At 68.5% G+C, this 16,581-nt stretch carries 14 protein-coding genes and 1 tRNA gene; 5 read left to right on the plus strand and 10 right to left on the minus strand.

Annotation, left to right across the window (positions count from 1 at the left end):
• Nucleotides 1-58: 58 nt before the first annotated feature.
• The gene (locus O5I81_RS19920; RefSeq protein WP_271066608.1) at nt 59-1,210 is read right to left on the minus strand and encodes an AI-2E family transporter; all 1,152 of its coding nucleotides are present in this window, start codon (nt 1,208-1,210) and stop codon (nt 59-61) included.
• A gap of 114 nt (nt 1,211-1,324) precedes the next feature.
• On the opposite strand from O5I81_RS19920, the gene O5I81_RS19925 reads away from it, so the two are divergent.
• The gene (locus tag O5I81_RS19925; RefSeq protein ID WP_271066609.1) at nt 1,325-2,866 is read left to right on the plus strand and encodes a helicase HerA-like domain-containing protein; all 1,542 of its coding nucleotides are present in this window, start codon (nt 1,325-1,327) and stop codon (nt 2,864-2,866) included.
• On the opposite strand, the gene O5I81_RS19930 is transcribed toward O5I81_RS19925, so the two are convergent.
• The 6 genes from O5I81_RS19930 to O5I81_RS19955 form a co-directional block, all read right to left on the minus strand.
• Nucleotides 2,863-4,146, minus strand: a complete 1,284-nt coding sequence (locus O5I81_RS19930) for a sulfatase (protein WP_271066610.1) — start codon at nt 4,144-4,146, stop codon at nt 2,863-2,865. The genes O5I81_RS19925 and O5I81_RS19930 overlap by 4 nt on opposite strands.
• On the minus strand, nt 4,139-4,543 hold the full coding sequence (locus O5I81_RS19935) for a DUF2147 domain-containing protein (RefSeq protein ID WP_271066611.1): 405 nt from the start codon (nt 4,541-4,543) through the stop codon (nt 4,139-4,141). Before O5I81_RS19935 ends, O5I81_RS19930 begins: the two co-directional genes overlap by 8 nt.
• A gap of 65 nt (nt 4,544-4,608) precedes the next feature.
• A complete protein-coding gene (locus tag O5I81_RS19940; RefSeq protein ID WP_348637272.1) occupies nt 4,609-7,032 on the minus strand; it encodes an EAL domain-containing protein in 2,424 nt (807 codons plus the stop codon).
• 184 nt (nt 7,033-7,216) lie between these two features.
• Complete coding sequence (locus tag O5I81_RS19945) at nt 7,217-7,624, minus strand: helix-turn-helix transcriptional regulator (protein ID WP_348637273.1); 408 nt, start codon at nt 7,622-7,624, stop codon at nt 7,217-7,219.
• Nucleotides 7,625-7,935: 311 nt separating this feature from the next.
• Nucleotides 7,936-8,010, minus strand: a tRNA-Val gene (locus tag O5I81_RS19950).
• Nucleotides 8,011-8,083: 73 nt separating this feature from the next.
• On the minus strand, nt 8,084-8,443 hold the full coding sequence (locus tag O5I81_RS19955) for a response regulator (protein WP_271066613.1): 360 nt from the start codon (nt 8,441-8,443) through the stop codon (nt 8,084-8,086).
• Nucleotides 8,444-8,603: 160 nt separating this feature from the next.
• Here O5I81_RS19955 and O5I81_RS19960 point away from each other — a divergent pair, with 160 nt between their 5' ends.
• Together O5I81_RS19960 and typA are read left to right on the plus strand one after the other, a co-directional pair.
• Nucleotides 8,604-9,521, plus strand: coding sequence for an N-formylglutamate amidohydrolase (locus tag O5I81_RS19960; RefSeq protein ID WP_271066614.1), 918 nt, complete (start codon nt 8,604-8,606; stop codon nt 9,519-9,521).
• Between the two features lie 538 nt (nt 9,522-10,059).
• A complete protein-coding gene (gene typA / locus O5I81_RS19965; protein ID WP_271066615.1) occupies nt 10,060-11,892 on the plus strand; it encodes a translational GTPase TypA in 1,833 nt (610 codons plus the stop codon).
• Between the two features lie 181 nt (nt 11,893-12,073).
• On the opposite strand, the gene O5I81_RS19970 is transcribed toward typA, so the two are convergent.
• Entirely contained in the window at nt 12,074-13,627 is a 1,554-nt protein-coding gene (locus tag O5I81_RS19970) for a glycine betaine ABC transporter substrate-binding protein (protein ID WP_271066616.1), read from the minus strand.
• Nucleotides 13,624-14,397 carry an ATP-binding cassette domain-containing protein gene (locus tag O5I81_RS19975; RefSeq protein ID WP_271066617.1) on the minus strand — a complete coding sequence of 258 codons (774 nt, stop codon included), beginning with the start codon at nt 14,395-14,397 and terminating at the stop codon, nt 13,624-13,626. The genes O5I81_RS19970 and O5I81_RS19975 overlap by 4 nt, the downstream gene beginning before the upstream one ends.
• A gap of 389 nt (nt 14,398-14,786) precedes the next feature.
• On the opposite strand from O5I81_RS19975, the gene O5I81_RS19980 reads away from it, so the two are divergent.
• Both O5I81_RS19980 and O5I81_RS19985 read left to right on the plus strand, forming a co-directional pair.
• Nucleotides 14,787-15,404 (plus strand): DUF938 domain-containing protein, encoded by a 618-nt coding sequence (locus tag O5I81_RS19980; RefSeq protein ID WP_271066618.1) that lies wholly within the window; start codon nt 14,787-14,789, stop codon nt 15,402-15,404.
• 98 nt (nt 15,405-15,502) lie between these two features.
• Nucleotides 15,503-16,003 carry an RcnB family protein gene (locus tag O5I81_RS19985; RefSeq protein ID WP_271066619.1) on the plus strand — a complete coding sequence of 167 codons (501 nt, stop codon included), beginning with the start codon at nt 15,503-15,505 and terminating at the stop codon, nt 16,001-16,003.
• A 64-nt stretch (nt 16,004-16,067) separates the two neighbouring features.
• Here the strand turns inward: O5I81_RS19985 and O5I81_RS19990 are convergent, their stop codons facing one another.
• Nucleotides 16,068-16,547, minus strand: coding sequence for a GNAT family N-acetyltransferase (locus tag O5I81_RS19990; RefSeq protein ID WP_271066620.1), 480 nt, complete (start codon nt 16,545-16,547; stop codon nt 16,068-16,070).
• Nucleotides 16,548-16,581 lie beyond the last annotated feature (34 nt).

A 16,581-nucleotide genomic window follows, 5' to 3' on the forward strand; every position in this document is an offset into this window, starting at 1 on the left:
ATAGGCGCTCGCTGAACGTGTTCAAGGGGCCGGCGTCAGGCCGTTGGTGAAACTTTCTTCATGCCGGCTCGTCCTCGGCGGGACCCGGATTCCGCGACTTGCCGACGTGCTGCCCCCCGGGATCGCCATTGGCCGACAGCAGGACGGCGATCCAGTAGGAGCCGCGGAATTGGGCCAGGATGATCATCGCCATGACCGTCAGCGGGGTGGACAGGAAGCTGCCGGTCATGCCCCAGATCAGGCTCCAGAAGGCCAGGGACAGCAAGACCACAACCGGATCGATGTTCAGGCTGTCGCCCTGCATCTTGGGCTGGATGACATTGCCGACCACGAACTGCACCGACTGCAGCACGGCGGCGATGACGATGGCCTGCCAGAGGGTGTCGAACTGCACGAGGGCGAACAGCGGCGGCAGGGCCACCCCGACCACCCCGCCGATGATCGGAATGTAGGAGGCCAGGAAGATCAGGAAGGCCCAGAACAGGGCGTTGTCCAGGCCGACCGCCCACATGCAGAGGAAGGAGCCACCGGCGATCATCAGGCCGGTCACCGTCTGGACCCAGAGGTACTGTTCGACCCCGCCCCGGATGCGCTGAAAGATCTGCACCGCCTCGTCGCGGTCGTGGCGATGGGGGAACATGGCGACGATCTTGCGCTGGAAGCCGCGCCGGGCGGCGATGATGAAGGCCAGGTAGATCAGGATGAAGAAGGTGTCGGAGGCGACGCCCTGCACCGAGGTGGCGATGGCGCCGGCATATTTGCCGGGGTTCAGCTGGCTGATCAGCTGGGCGATCGGCGGCGGGGCCTCGAGGTTGAGGGCGGCGGCGGCGCGGGCCAAAAGAGCCTCCAGCTTGGGCGTGTAGCCGATCAGCTGGTTGGCGAACCCGACCCCCTGGTCGGCGATGACCAGGACGATGCCGATCAGGGTCAGGATGACCAGCACGATGGCGGTGGGCAGCGCCAGGGCCTTGGGAAAGCGAGGGGTGCGTTCGGCCAAGGCGCGGGCGAAGCCGTCGATGATGACGGCCAGGAAGACGGCCATGGCCAGCTGGGTCAGCACCCCGCGCAGCAGCCACAACGCCGCGCCCCCGGCGACCACCGCCAGGATGACCACGGCGTTGCGGGTGACGCCGTCGACGCCCAGACGGTCGGTCGAGTCCGGCGCGGGCCTGGGGGCTCTGGAAGCGGTGGTCTTGGGGGCGGCGGCCATGAACTGTCCTTGCTGGAAGAGGGGAATGTCCGGGCGGCCATCCGGTTCGTCAATGGCGGTGACGCCGTCCCCGCGCCGCGCTAAGCCTTGGACCCCGGATCAAGGAGTTTCCGCATGGTCGATATCCCCGAAGGCGCTCTGTTCGTCGGCATGGCCGAGACGCCGCAGCTGCTGCGGCTGGACCGCGCCAACCGCCACGGGCTGGTGGCCGGGGCGACGGGGACGGGCAAGACTGTGACCCTGCAGATCCTGGCGCAGGGCTTTTCCGACAACGGCGTGCCGGTGTTCGCGGCCGATGTGAAGGGCGACCTGTCGGGCATCTGCATGCCGGGAACGCCGAACGAGAAGATGCTGGCCCGGGCGGCCGGCATGGACCTCGAGCTGCGGCCCGACGCGCCGCCGACGGTGTTCTGGGACCTCTATGCCGACAAGGGCCACCCGGTCCGCACCACCATCTCGGAGATGGGGCCGGTGCTGCTGGCGCGGCTGATGGAGCTCAACGAGGTGCAGGAGGGGGTGCTCAACATCGTCTTCAAGATGGCCGACGACGAGGGCCTGCTGCTGCTCGACCTGAAGGACCTGCAGGCGGCGCTGAAGTATGTCGCCGACCATGAGAAGGAATTCGACGTCAAGTACGGCAACGTCTCGGCGGCGACCATCGGCACCATCCAGCGCGGCCTGTTGCAACTGGAGACGGCGGGGGCCGAGAACCTGTTCGGGGAGCCCGCTCTCAATCTGGCCGACCTGATGCGGATCGATGGCTCGGGCCGGGGCGTGGTCTCGATCCTGGCGGCCGACAAGCTGATCCAGAGCCCGCGCCTCTACGCCACCTTCCTGCTGTGGCTGCTGTCGGAACTGTTCGAGGAGCTGCCGGAGGTCGGGGATCCGGAGAAGCCGCGGCTGGTCTTCTTCTTCGACGAGGCCCACCTGCTGTTCCGTGATGCGCCGAAAGCGCTGCTGGAAAAGGTCGAGCAGGTGGTGCGGCTGATCCGCTCCAAGGGCGTCGGCATCTATTTCGTCACCCAGAACCCGGCCGACATTCCGGAAACCGTGCTGGCCCAGCTGGGCAACCGCATCCAGCATGCCCTGCGCGCCTATACGCCCGCCGAGCAGAAGGGCCTGCGGGCCGCCGCCGCCAGCTTCCGGCCCAACCCGGCCTTCGATACGGCCGAGGCCATCCAGGGCCTGGGGGTCGGCGAGGCCCTGGTCAGCGTGCTCGACGAGAAGGGGGCGCCGACCGTCACCGGCAAGACCCTGATCCGGCCGCCGGCCTCGCGCCTGGGCCCGGCGACGCCGGAGGAGCGGGCGACGGTGCAGTCGCGCAGCCCGGTGAAGGGGATCTACGACACGGCGCAGGACCGCGAGTCGGCCTTCGAACGCATCAACCAGAAAACCGCCGAGGGGGCCCGCAAGGCCGAACTCGACGCCGCCGAGGCCCAGATCGCCAAGCAGCGCGAGGCCCAGGAGAAGGAATGGGCCAAGGAACAGGCCCGCCGCGAGCGGGAGATGAACCGGCCGGCCCCAAGGGCCCGCGCCCCGGCCCGCTCGAGCCGCCAGGGCATGGGCGAGACCATCGCCAAGTCGGTGGTCCGCAGCGTGGTGCCGCAGCTGACGCGGGCGCTGCTGCGGGGACTGCTGGGCGGGCTGAAGCGCTAGTCCGGATGCCAGTCGGCCGCCGCCGGGCGGACGTAGGGCGGGAAGGCCTTGGTCATCGGCTCGTAGAAGGCCTGGGCCGCCTCGGTGCGGCCCTTGAGCTCGGCGGTGACGGCCGGATGCAGCGAGGCGACGCTGTAGTTCTCGCCGGGATCGCGAGCGATGTCGAACAGCAGGGGGTAGTTGAACCGACCGAGCGGGATGTCGAAGGTACGGAAATAGGACCGCACCACATATTTCCAATCCTGGGTCCGGATGGCGGCGACCCTGGCGTTGTCGAACAGGACGATGGCCTCATGCGGCGAGTCGGCGGCGTCGAATATCACCCGGGTTAAATCCTTGCCGTCGAGCTCGAGGTCGGCGGGCAGGCTCACGCCGGTCAGGGCCGCGAAGGTGGGCAGGAAGTCGAGGTTGCTGGCGATGGCGTTGCGGGTCTGGCCGGCGGGCACCACGCCGGGCTGGCGCAGGATGCAGGGCACGCGGTAGCCGCCGTCCCAGCCCGCCCCGCCCTTGCGGTCGCGGAACGGGCCGGACGAGCCCTCGAACCAGGGGCCGTTGTCGGAGGTGAAGACGACCAGGGTGTCCTCGTCGAGCCCAAGCGCCTTCAGGCGATCCAGCAGGGTCCCGACGTTGCGGTCGATCTCCTCGACGACGTCGCCGTAGGCGCCGCCCGGCGAATCCAAGGGAACGTCATCGTTGCGGACCAGCGGCACATGCGGCGCCGTCAGGGCCAGCAGCACGAAGAAGGGGCGATCGCGGTTCTCTTCGGCGAAGGCCAGGGCGTCGTGGAAGAAGGTCTGCGTCAGCCTGGCGAAGTCGGCCGGCCGTTCGGTGAGCGGGCCGTCGCCGACCTTCTCGCAATGGGCCAGTGGCTGCATGTCGTGGCTGTAGGGCAGGCCCTTGAAGACATCGAAGCCGTGCACGGTCGGCGGCCAGTGGTCGCCCGTGTGACCCAGGTGCCATTTGCCGATCAGGGCGGTGGCGTGGGTGGCCTTCAGCGCCTTGGGAATGGTCCATTCGCTGGTCGGCAGGCCACGGGTCTCGGAGGCCTGGATCACCTGTTCGGCGAGGCCCAGGCGGATGGCGTAGCGGCCGGTCAGCAGGCCCGCCCGTGAGGGCGTGCAGACGTTGGCGGAGGCGTAGAAGTCTGACAGCCGCGTCCCCTCGGCCGCCATCCGGTCGAGGTTCGGCGTTCGGATGATGGCCCCGCCATCGCAACCCAGGTCGCCGTAGCCGAGGTCGTCGGCCAGGATGACGATGATGTTGCGGGGACGGTCAGTCACCAATGCGGGTCCAAGTCTGGCTCTGGCAGAGCGGCTTGGCGATGCAGCCGGTGACCTTCAGCTTCGCCCCGGGCAGCAGCTTCACCTCGGCCTTGTAGGTCTTGCCATCCTCGGGATTGTAGACCCAGCCCTTGTGCCATTCGCCGGGGCCGGTCGGGCTGACCTGCATCGTGCGCAGGCCCTTGATGAGGCGGCCGCGCAGCGAGGCGTTCTGGTTCAGCACGTCCCTCTGGTCGGGGTTCTGACGCAGATGGGGCGAGCCCACCACCGTGGCGCAGAGATCGCCGCCGCAAGGGGCCATGCGGATCTGGCCGCCACTAGGCGTTTTCCAGAGGCCATGGGCGCCATCGGCGGGGGCGGCGGCCGACAGGGCGAGGGCGATCAGTGTGGACAGCAAGGCGCGGCTCCTTTGAAGAGGCCACGACTATGACCGGCCTCTGGCCCGCCGAAAAGAGCCAGACCTCAGGCCGCCCGCTTCCGGCGCAGCACCGGCTTGTCGGCGGCCGGCGGCGGGCTGAGGCCCGGGGTCTCATTGGTCCAGGCGCCGAGGGTCTCGGCCGGGGCGGGGCGGCCGATGGCGTAGCCTTGCAGCTCGGCGCAGTCCTCGCCGCGCAGGAACTCGCGCTGTTCCTCGGTCTCCACCCCTTCGGCGACGACGGGGATGTTGAGGCTGCGGCCGAGGCCCAGCACGGCGCGGACGATGACGGTGGCGCGCTCGTCGCGGTGGATGTTCTCGACGAAGCTCTTGTCGACCTTGATCTTGTCGAAGGGGAAGGACTGCAGGGTCGAGAGCGACGAGAATCCGGTGCCGAAGTCGTCCATAGCGATGCGCACGCCCAGGGCTTTCAGCCGGCGCAGGTTGTCCAGCGCCCGCTGGTAGTCCTTGAACAGGGCGCTTTCGGTGATCTCAAGCTCCAGCCGGGCCGGCGACAGGCCGCTGGTGATCAGGATCTCGTGGACCAGGGTCGGCAGGGCCGGGTTGTTGAGCTGCAGCGGCGACAGGTTGACGGCGATGCGCAGCGGCTTGTCCCAGCTGGCGGCGTCGGCACAGGCGCGGCGCAGCACCCATTCGCCGAGCGGGCCGATGAGACCGCATTCCTCGGCGATCGGGATGAAGTCGAGCGGCGGCACCATGCCCCGCACCGGATGCTTCCAGCGCACCAGGGCCTCGAAACCACAGACCTCGCCGTCGGAGGCGCGGGCGAGCGGCTGGTAGTGGACGATCAGCTCCTCGTCGGTGATGGCCTGGCGCAGCTCACGGGCGAGGTTGCGGCGCTCGCGGATGGTCTCGTCCATCTCGCGCTTGAAGAAGCGATAGGCGCCGCGGCCGCTTTCCTTGGCGCGGTAGAGGGCCATGTCGGCGTTGGCCAGCAGGGCCGCGGCCGTGCGGCCGTCGTCGGGATAGAGGGAGACGCCGAGGCTGGCGCCCATGGCCTGTTCCTGGCCCTCCCAGCTGGTCGAGACCTTGAGGGCCTCGAGCAGGCCGCCGGCCAGTTCGGCGGCGGCGGCCGGCTGGTCCTGGTCGGTGATCTGGACGACAACGAATTCGTCCCCGCCGAGACGGGCGGCGAAGCTGGGCGCCTGCAGGTTGGCGGTCAGGCGGCGGGCGGTCTCGATCAGCACCTGGTCGCCGGCCAGGTGGCCGTGCAGGTCGTTGGCTTCCTTGAAGTGGTCGAGGTCGATACAGACCACGGCCAGGGACTCGCCGGAGGCCTCGACGCGTTCGAGGGCGGCGCGGAGCTTGACCTGAAGGGCGTTGCGGTTGGGCAGGCCGGTGAGGCCGTCGTGTTCGGCCAGGTAGCGGATCTTCTCCTCGGCCCCGCGGCGTTCGCGCAGGTCGCGGATGGCCAGAACTTCCAGGCCGGAGGTTTCGGCGCGGGCCCCATCGTCCATCTGGCGCGAAAACACCTCGACCGGGATCGACTTGCCTTCGCCGACCGGCTGCAGATGGGCCTCGCGGCGCAGCTCGTCGGACTGCAGGGGATCATCGAAGGTCAGCATGCCGCCGACCAGCGGCTGGTCGAGCAGGTCTTCCAGCGAGGCGCCGGCCAGCTCGCAGAAGGCGCTGTTGGCGTCGTTGATGCGGCCATTCTGGACGACCACGATGCCTTCGTAGGCGGCATTGGCCAGGGTGCGGATGCGCTCCAGGGCGGACCGGTTGGCGCCGCTCTCGATGAGCAGGGCGCCAAGGCCGCCGAGGATGATCAGGGCGGTGATCGAGGCCACGGCGAAGGTCATCATGCCGACGCCCATGATCGAGGTGGGCACCGCGATGCTGCTGTCGGGGACGATGGTGATGGCGGCCATGCCGGTGAAATGCAGGGCGCAGACGCCGAGCGTCAGGGCCCCGCCGGCGGCCATCTGGCGCCAGATCCGGCGCGACTTGCCGATGATCATCAGGGCGGCGGTGGCCCCGGCGATGCCGAGCACGGCCGAGGCGGCGATGTAGACCGGCTCCCAGGTCAGATGGCCCTGGGTGATGAAGGCGGTCATGCCCGAATAGTGCATGGCGGCGACGCCGAGGCCGACCAGGATACCGCCGGCGAACTTGCTCGACCGCTCCTCGTCAACCAGCAGTGAGGCGTAGAAGCCGGCCGCCATGAAGGCGACGGCGAGCATCAGCGAGCCGATGGTCCAGGTCGAGGAAAAGCCCGTCTCCAGGCCCGGCTTGTAGGCCAGCATGGCCAGGAAGTGGGTGGCCCAGACGCCGGAGCCGGCGACCAGGGCAGTCAGCAACAGCCAGGCGCCGCGCACCAGACCGCGCGCCCCGCTCATCCGCGAATACAGCCGCATGGCCGTCAGACAGGCCGACAGGCAGACCAGCCCCGCCAGCAGGACAAGCCGGATATCGTGCTCGGTGACGAGACACGTAAGGACCTTGAACAACACCCCACCCCTTCAATCGAGGATTATGGGGCGCAGTATCGGCGCTGAGTTGCAAAAAAAGCGTTTCAGTTCGGGACGACCGGGCGCCTGACCACACAAATTGTGGCATCCGGCCCGTCGCACAACGTCGAACGCCCCCGGCCAGGGCGGCCGGAGGCGCTCGATAGCGTCGATCGTCTGGACGTCAGGCCGCTTCGGCGGACCGGCGGGCTTCCTGGCCCGACAGGGCGCGGGCGACCGTGACCACGGCGTTGCGCGACGCGGCTTCCTCGATCGAGGTGTAGGCGTGCAGCAGATCGATGGCGCCGGGATAGGCCAGCATGGTCAGCAGCGTTTCGTCGGTGGGGAAGCCGCCCGGCTCCTCGCCGACCAGGAAGGCCACGGGGCAGTCGAGGCGCTTGGCGGCCCGGACCAGCATCGAGGCCGAGACGCGGTTGGCGCCGCGCTCATACTTCTGAACCTGCTGGAAGGTGATGCCGAGCGCTTCGGCGAGCGCGGTCTGGGTCAGGCCGAGGGTCTTACGGCGCATACGCATACGGGCGCCGACGGCGACATCGATAGGGTCGGGCGCGGCGTGCTGAGGACGTGGCAATTCATTATCTCCGGTCGTGGTCTCGTCCCTCTGAGACGAGTTATCGTCGAACGCGCCAAGGTCAAGCACACAACCCTGCGCCCCGCTTCTCCACCTATGCGGCAGTCTGCGCAAGCGTGGGCGGCTATTGGCCGCAGGTTTTAAGCCCGATTTGTGCAGAAAATCAAAGCGGTGGCGAGGTTTTTCGCGCCCCGCGAGAAAGAAGACTGGCCGCGCCCGCCGAGAACCGGCGCAAGCGACCCGTGCGAGCCTTCCGCCGGTGAGTCGTTTTCCGCATGAGTCCCCTAAACGGGGAATGTATGATGGAAGGATGGTGGACGTGACAGGGATTGAACCTGTGACCCCTTCGATGTCAACGAAGTGCTCTCCCGCTGAGCTACACGTCCATACCGGCAGGAAGGCGGGGTCTATAGCGAGGCTTGCCGGCCGGCGCAACAGGTCCCGTTTCGTTATTTTCGATCAGGCCGCCGCCATCATCCGATCAACCTCGGTGACGATCTCCCGCAGGTGGATCGGCTTGGACAGCACCTTGGCGCCGGCCGGAGCGCGGTCGCCGGCCGACAGGGCGACGGCGGCGAAGCCGGTGATGAACATGATCCGCAGGCCCGGATGCCGGGCGGCCGCGTGGCGGGCCACCTCGATGCCGTCCATCCCAGGCATGACGATGTCGGTCAGCAGCAGGTCCCAGTCCTCGTCGAGGCAGCCGGCCGCCTCTTCGCCATCGGCGCAGGCGCGGACGTCGTAGCCAGCGCGCTCCAGGGCGCGCGACAGGAAGTTGCGCAGGGAATCGTCGTCTTCGGCCAGCAGGATGCGGGGCATATGGTGTTCTCGAGACCCTTGGCGATAACTGTGTTGCCTTTACCCTACACCCGAACCCGTAAAGGGCGGATGAACCGCGCCTGTCGCGCGAGCAGGAACCGCAGGTCCGCGTGCAGCGAAAGCCTTTGACCCGGCGCCGGGGGCGGACGAAATTGGCGCCATGACGCTGACCGATCCGCACCGGACAGAGACACCGGCGACGCCTTCGGCAGCGGCGGGCGGCATCGCATACCGGATCGACCCGCCTGTTGCGGGCGCCCCCGCGACGCCCCTGATCTTCGCCTCCCCCCATTCCGGCCGGGTCTATCCGCCCGAGATGCTGGAGGCCGCGGCGGTCGGCGAGGCCCTGATGCGCCGGTCGGAGGACGCCTTCGTCGATGAACTGATCGCCGCCGCCCCGCGGGCCGGGGTGACGGTGCTGACGGCCGGCTACGGGCGGGCCTACATCGATCTCAACCGCGATCCCTGGGAGCTGGACCCGGCGATGTTCGAGGACGAGCTGCCGCCGCATGTCCAGGGCCGCACGGCGCGGGTGGCGGCGGGCCTGGGGGCGATCGCCAAGCTGGCCGGCGAGGGCCAGAAGATCTACGGCCGCAAACTGCGCTACGCCGAGGCCGAGGCGCGGATCCGCACCGCCCACCGGCCCTATCACGACGCCCTGGCCCGGCTGATCGGCGAAGCCCACGCCGCCCACGGCATGGCCATCCTGATCGACTGGCACTCGATGCCCTCGGCGGCGGCCAGGACGGTGGTCACCCCGCGCCACGGCAAGGGTTGCGACATGGTGCTCGGCGACCGCTTCGGCGCCGCCTGCGCGCCGGCCCTGACCCGGCTGGTGGAGAAAGTGCTTGAGGCCATGGACCACCGGGTGGTCCGCAACGCCCCCTATGCCGGCGGTTACACCACCGAGTTCTACGGCCGGCCCGCCCGACGCATCCACGCCCTGCAGATCGAGATCGACCGGGCTTTGTACCTGGATGAGACGACGCTGGAGCCGACGGAGGGGCTGGAGCGGCTGAAGGCGGATGTGGCGCGCCTGACCGAGGCGCTGGCGGTGGGCTGGCGCGATTTGGGGTAGCCGTTCCGCCCCCAAGGGGGCGGGGACCGCGGCCGCAGGCCGTGGTGGTGGGGGTCACCGTTGGAAGGGGCGTCAGCGTATTCGTTGACCCCCTCACCCGGCTCGCCGGGAGCTCCCCCTGAGGGGGAGCATAAAAAAACGGCCGAGCCCGAGGGCCCGGCCAGTTCATTAGGGAGGAAACGCCCAGGAAGGGCAGAGGCGGCGAGGCCGCCTCACGAGTTCAAAGTAGGTTGCGGCGCACAAAAGCTCAAGGGCAAAATGTCCTCCGCAGCGAAGTTTTTCTGCATCAGGCCCCAGAAAACACCGGTAACGTAAGGTGATACCGTGCGCGAACCGTCATATTGCGGCGCACAATAATCAGGCGACTGCTGCCTCAATTCACTGATCCGTGAATAAAAACAAGCGTTTGAACCCGCCTCAGGCCGGGCACACAGGGTTCATTCGTCGTCCGGTCCGCCCGGGGTGGCTTTGTGCGCCGCACTCGCGTACAAGCGCGCGCCTTCGCGGCCCTAACGCCCCTCCCCGATAAAGTTGACCTATGTCCCTGCGCAACATCGCCATTATCGCCCACGTCGACCATGGCAAGACGACCCTCGTCGACCAGCTGCTGGCCCAGTCCGGCGTCTTCCGAGCCAACGAGGCGCAGACCGAGCGCGCCATGGACTCCAACGACCAGGAGCGCGAGCGCGGCATCACCATCCTGGCCAAGTGCACCAGTGTGCTGTGGCACGGTGAGGCGGGCGAGACCCGCATCAACATCATCGACACCCCCGGACACGCCGATTTCGGCGGCGAGGTCGAGCGGATCCTCGGCATGGTGGACGGCTGCGTTCTCCTCGTTGACGCCGAAGAGGGCGTCATGCCGCAGACCAAGTTCGTGCTCGGCAAGGCCCTGAAGATGGGCCTGCGCCCGATCCTCTGCCTCAACAAGGTCGACCGGCCGCACGCCGATCCGGACCGCGTTCTGAACGACGCCTTCGACCTGTTCGCCGCCATCGGCGCCACCGACGAGCAGCTCGACTTCCCGCACATCTACGCCTCCGGCAAGAACGGCTGGGCGACGATGGATCTCAGCAAGCCCAACGATAACCTCGGCCCGCTGTTCGACCTGATCGTCCGCCACGTCCCCGAGCCCAAGGCCATCGCCCGCAAGGACGAGCCCTTCCAGATCCTGTCGGTGCTGATCGAAAGCGACCCCTTCCTGGGCCGCCTGCTGACCGGCCGCATCGAGAGCGGCAAGGCTGTTCCCGGCATGGCCATCCACGCCCTGTCGCGCGACGGCAAGGAAATCGAGCGCGGCCGCATCACCAAGGTGCTGGCCTTCCGCGGCCTGAAGCGCCAGCCGGTCGACGACGCCGAAGCCGGCGACATCGTCGCCATCGCCGGCCTCAGCAAGGCCACCGTGGCCGACACCCTGTGCGCCATGGAGGTCACCGACGCCCTGCCCGCCCAGCCGATCGATCCGCCGACCATCTCCATGACCGTCTCGGTCAACGACAGCCCGCTGGCCGGCCGCGAAGGAGACAAGGTGCAGAGCCGGGTCATCCGCGACCGCCTGATGAAGGAGCTGGAGCAGAACGTCGCTATCCGCGTCACCGAAACCTCCGAGAAGGACGCCTTCGAAGTGGCCGGTCGTGGCGAACTGCAGCTGGGCGTTTTGATCGAGAGCATGCGCCGCGAAGGCTTCGAACTGTCGATCAGCCGTCCCCGCGTGGTCTTCCAGACCGATCCGGAAACCGGTGAGCGCATGGAGCCGATCGAAGACGTCATGATCGACGTCGATGACGAGTTCAGCGGCATCGTCATCGAGAAGCTGTCGGCCCGTAAGGCTGAACTGAAAGACATGGGCCCGTCCGGCGCTGGCAAGACCCGCCTGACCCTGAAGAGCCCGTCGCGCTCGCTGATCGGCTACCAGGGCGAGTTCCTGACCGACACCCGCGGCACCGGCGTTCTGAACCGCGTGTTCAGCCACTACGAGCCCTACAAGGGCGCCATCGAGGGCGGCCGCAAGGGCGTGCTGATCTCCAACTCCGACGGCGAGACGCAGGCCTACGCCCTGTGGAACCTGGAAGAGCGGGGCTTCATGTTCGTTGGCGGCAACGAGAAGACCTACCAGGGCATGATCATCGGCGAGAACGCGCGGATGGACGACCTGGACGTCAACCCGATGAAGGCCAAGCAGCTGACCAACGTCCGGGCCAGCGGCAAGGACGAGTCGATCCGCCTGACCCCGCCGCGCCGCATGACCCTCGAACAGGCCATCGCCTACATCGAGGAAGACGAGCTGGTCGAGGTGACGCCGAAGAACATCCGCCTGCGCAAGAAGGTGCTGAACCCCAGCTTCCGCAAGCGCCGCGTCAAGGACGAGTAGCAGCGCGTCAGCGCCCTTCTCCCGCTTGTCGGGAGAAGGTGGCCGCGAAGCGGTCGGATGAGGGCAGCACCGGCTTCGGCCGGGCTGCCCTTTCTGTTGTTGGGGCAACCTTCACTGGCCGGATGCTGCCCTCATCCGACCCCCTTCGGGGGCCACCTTCTCCCGACAATCGGGAGAAGGATCACTGAAGTTTGGTGACCTTGGCCAACTCGGCCGCCGCCTGGGCCGGGGATTGCTTGGCCTTGTCGCGGTCGACGGCATAGTTGGCCTTGCGCATCGCCTCGACGGGGATGGCGCCGATCATCGGCGTGAGCGCCTCGATCAGGCGTTTGTCCTTGGCCCGCCTGGGCGAGATCAGCACCACGGCGTCATAGCTCGGCACGGCGCCTTTGGGATCGCTCAGCACCACCAGGTCCTGGGCGGCGATGCGGCCGTCGCTGGAGAAGGCGGAGATGACGTCGGCCTCGCCGCTGGCCAGGGCGCGGTACATGAAGGTCGGGTTGAAGGACTTTTCCTTGCCGAAGTTCAGGCCGTAGGCGCCCTCAATCGAGGCCCACTCGGGGCGCGACAGAAATTCCAGGTCGGCGCCGAGGGTCAGGGCCGGCGCCTGCGCGGTGAGGTCGGCGATGGTCTCGATGCCGAGGGACGCCGCCAGCTTGCGGTCCATGGCCAGGGCGTAGGCGTTCTCGAAGCCGAGGGAGCCCAGGACGGTGACGCCCTTCTCCTTGGCCATCCAGGCGGTCAGTTCGGCCATCAGCCGAGCGCGCGGCGGGGTGTCCTTGCGGCCCATGACGTTGGTCCACAGGGTGCCGCTGTAGTCGACGTAGACGTCGATCTCGCCGGCCTCCAGGGCCCGGAAGGCGACGGCCGAGCCCAGGCCGTCGCGGCGGGCGACCTGGGATCCGCCGGCGGTCAGGCGGGCGCCGATCAGGTCGGCGAGGATGTACTGCTCGGAGAAGTTCTTGGCCCCGACCACATAGGTCGGCTTGCTGGCGTTCAGCAGGCTGGGGACAGCCGCGCCGGCGACACCGGCCAGCAGCAGAAGCGCGCCGGCCAGCACCGGCAGGGTCTGGCGTCTGGCGACGCCGCGCTCGACCAGGCCCAGCAGGCCATCGACGCTCAGGGCCAGGACGGCGCTGGCGGCGCAGCCGAACAGGACGAAGACCCAGTTCTCGGTCTGCAGGCCGGAGAAGATGTAGTTGCCGAGGCTGGTCTGGCCGACCGGGGTCGAAAGGGTGGCGGCCCCGATGGTCCAGACGGCGGCGGTGCGCACCCCGGCCATGATGACCGGAGCCGCCAGGGGGGCTTCGACCCGTAACAGCTTCTGCGCAGGCGTCATGCCGACCCCGTCGGCGGCCTCGCGCACGGCCGGATCGACCCCGGTCAGGCCGGCGACGGCGTTCCGCAGGATCGGCAGCATCGAATAGAGGGTCAGGGCCAGCAGGGCCGGCAGGAAGCCCAGCGCCTGCAGACGGAAGCCGAAGGCGCTCTCGGTAAAGCCGGAGAGGGCCAGCAGCAGCGGGTAGAACAGGGCCAGCAGGGCCAGGCCCGGAATGGTCTGGATCAGGCCGGCGAAGGTCACGGCCGGCCAGCGGACGAGCGGGCTGCGGGCGGCCAGCACGGCCAGGGGCAGGCTGATCAGCAGGCCGAGACCGAGCGCCGCGGCGCTGAGCAGCACATGCTGCGACAGGTAGTCGGGCAGCAGGGCCCAGGCGGCGTCGACCTGCTCGCTCACTGGTCCGCTCCCATGAGGGCCGAGAGGGCGCGGGCCTGGCGGGCCGGGGTGTCGATGAGGGCGGCGACGGCCGGGTCGTCATGGCCCTTGAGCAGCTCACGGGGGCTGGCGTCGGCCAGCAGCCGGCCGTCGGCCATGACCAGGATGCGGTCGGCCAGCAGCAGGGCTTCCTGGACATCGTGGGTGACCATGACGGTGGTCAGGGCAAGCCTGTCATGCAGGTCGCGGGTGGCGCGGCCGAGGGCCTCGCGGGTGATCGGATCGAGGGCGCCGAAGGGCTCGTCCATCAACAGGATGGCGGGCTTGGCGGCCAGAGCCCGGGCGACGCCGACCCGCTGGCGCTCGCCGCCGGACAGCTGGTCGGGGCGGCGGTCGGCGTAAGACCCCGGCAGATCGACGAGGCCGAGGAGTTCGGCGACCCGGGCGATGATCCCGGCGTCCGGCCATCTGAGCAGGCGCGGGGTGATGGCGATGTTCTCGGCCACGGTCAGGTGCGGGAACAGGCCGACGCCCTGGAAAACGTAGCCGATGCGGCGGCGAAGCTGGACCGGGTCCTGGGTCGCGACATCCTCGCCTTCGACGAGGACCTGGCCGGAGGAGGGATCGACCAGGCGGTTGATCATCTTGGTCAGGGTGGTCTTGCCGGAGCCGGAGGCGCCGACCACGGCGACGAACTGGCCGGCCGGGATGGCAAGCGTGACAGCGTCGACGGCGGTCTGGCCGGCGTAGCGCTTGCTGACGGAGGCGAACTGGATGAGCGGGGCGGGCATTGCAGGAAACCTAGCGGGTTGGCAGCGGGCCGCCAGCGGTTTCGTTTGTCGGCGGGTGGTTTGCCGGAACGAAGCGATTATAGCACGGATGGGCGGTGAGGGCTTGGGTAATTCCGGCGTTTTTTCAACGCCTTGATACCACCTGGGGCGCGGCCAGGACCCACCTTGGCGTCGGCATTTTCCCACCTTTCTGCCCCTCCGAAACCATCCTGGAACCACCTTGTGGCGCACCGGCCTGCGGCAAGGCGGGCCTGGGCCGGTGTGGCGGGTGAGTTTTGTCGATGAATATGTCTAGACATATTCATCTTGGGTCGGAGCAGCGCGGCTTTCAAACTCTCCGCCTCTGGGGCGGAGAGTTGAATTCGGCGGGTTTCGGCTAGAGTGGGATCATGACCGCCCTCTCCTCTCCGGCCACCGCGCGCAACAAGGATCTCATTCTGGAGGTGCTGCGGGCGCATCTGCCGGCCAGTGGCCTGGTGCTCGAGGTCGCTTCGGGGGCGGGGGAGCATGCGGTGCATATGGCGGCCAGCCTGCCGGGGCTGACCTGGCAGCCGAGCGATCCCGATTCGCAGGCGCTGGCCAGTATCGCCGCCTGGCGCGCGCAGGCGGGGACCGTGAACCTGCTGGCGCCGCTTGAACTGGACGCCGCCCGGCCGGACAACTGGCCGGTGCGGAGCGCGGACGCGATCGTCTGCATCAACATGATCCACATCTCGCCCTGGGCGGCGACGGAGGGGCTGTTCACGGGGGCGGGCCGGTTGCTGCCGGACGAGGGCGTGCTGGTCACCTACGGGCCGTATTTGGAAGACGAAGTAGAGACCGCCCCCTCCAACCTCGCGTTCGATACGAGCCTGAAGAGCCGTAACCCCGCCTGGGGCCTCCGGCGGCGAGAGAATGTAGAGGCGCTGGCCGCCAGGCACGGCCTCGCCCTCCACGCCCGCGTCGCCATGCCGGCCAACAATCTCAGTCTCGTCTTCCGGCGTTCCGCGAACATGAACGGGAGATGACCAGCGCCGTTCAGGTTGGGCTCAAGTCGGCCCTGTCATAACGCCTCCAACGACGGGGGCCACGGATGGTCCGAACCACCCGCCGGGGAGATTAGACCATGAAGAAGTTCCTGATCGCCGCCGTCGCGCTGTCGGTTCTGGGTTCCGCCGGCGCCGCCGCGGCCCAGCCCTACGGCGGGGCCGGTGGCTATGAGCGCCGCGACGAACGTCGTGACGACCGCTACGACCGTCGCGACGAGCGCCGGGACGATCGCGCCGAACGCCGCGATGACCGCTACGACCGCCGCGATGACCGTCGCGACGACCGCTACGAGCGCCGGGACGACCGTCGTGACAGCCGTTACGAGCGCCGCGCCGATCGTCGCTACAACGCCGGCCGCTACTACGCCCCGCGTGGCTACCAGGCCAACCGTCGCTGGCAGCGCGGCCAGTACCTGCCCCCGGCCTACCGGGATCGCGGCTACTACGTCGACTACCGCGCCTACCGCCTGCCCCCGCCCCCGCGCGGCTATGGCTACTACCGCCACGGCGACGACGTCATCCTGACGGCCATCGCCACCGGCCTGATCGCCTCGGTGGTCTTCAACCTCTTCGACTAGGAACCGTCCCTTCCTGGCGATGCGTAAGACGCCCCCGGAGTTCGCTCCGGGGGCGTTTCCGCGTTCAGGGAATGGCGCGCGCCATCCAGACGTCGCATCGCTGATAGGGGGTTTCCTGCCGCGGCAGGTCGGTGAAGCCCATGGCGCGATAGAGGCCCAGCGCCGGACCCAGGGCCGAATTGGTCTCCAGGTACAGGCGGCCGGCGCCCATGGTCCCGGCCCCGTCGATACAGGCCTGCATCAGGGCGCGGCCCAGGCCCGTGCCGCGCGCCGCCTCATCGACAGTCATCTTGATAACCTCCAGCCCGCCACCGTGGTCGGCCGGCACGACCTTCAGGCCGACGCAGCCGATGGCCCGGCCGCTCTCGTCCTCGGCCATGAAGATGCGGCCGCCGGGATCGATGACCTTGCCGACCGGATCGTCCAGCACCTCCAGGTCGCTGGGCTCCAGGGCGAAGTGGCGGGTGATCCAGGCCTCGTTGAGGCGTTTCCAGGCCTCGGCGTGACGGGGTTCGAAATCGACGATGCGCATGGCATGAAGCATGGGCGCCGCACCGGTCGCTTGCAAGATTTGGAGC

The sequence above is a fragment of the Caulobacter sp. NIBR1757 genome (assembly GCF_027912495.1).
Lineage (GTDB): Bacteria > Pseudomonadota > Alphaproteobacteria > Caulobacterales > Caulobacteraceae > Caulobacter.

Coding starts and splice junctions, on each gene's coding strand:
- O5I81_RS19920 (WP_271066608.1), bottom strand. CDS start 1,210: ATGGCCGCCGCCCCCAAGACCACCGCTTCCAGAGCCCCCAGGCCCGCG.
- O5I81_RS19925 (WP_271066609.1), top strand. CDS start 1,325: ATGGTCGATATCCCCGAAGGCGCTCTGTTCGTCGGCATGGCCGAGACG.
- O5I81_RS19955 (WP_271066613.1), bottom strand. CDS start 8,443: ATGCCCCGCATCCTGCTGGCCGAAGACGACGATTCCCTGCGCAACTTC.
- O5I81_RS19960 (WP_271066614.1), top strand. CDS start 8,604: ATGACGCTGACCGATCCGCACCGGACAGAGACACCGGCGACGCCTTCG.
- typA (WP_271066615.1), top strand. CDS start 10,060: ATGTCCCTGCGCAACATCGCCATTATCGCCCACGTCGACCATGGCAAG.
- O5I81_RS19975 (WP_271066617.1), bottom strand. CDS start 14,397: ATGCCCGCCCCGCTCATCCAGTTCGCCTCCGTCAGCAAGCGCTACGCC.
- O5I81_RS19980 (WP_271066618.1), top strand. CDS start 14,787: ATGACCGCCCTCTCCTCTCCGGCCACCGCGCGCAACAAGGATCTCATT.
- O5I81_RS19985 (WP_271066619.1), top strand. CDS start 15,503: ATGAAGAAGTTCCTGATCGCCGCCGTCGCGCTGTCGGTTCTGGGTTCC.
- O5I81_RS19990 (WP_271066620.1), bottom strand. CDS start 16,547: ATGCTTCATGCCATGCGCATCGTCGATTTCGAACCCCGTCACGCCGAG.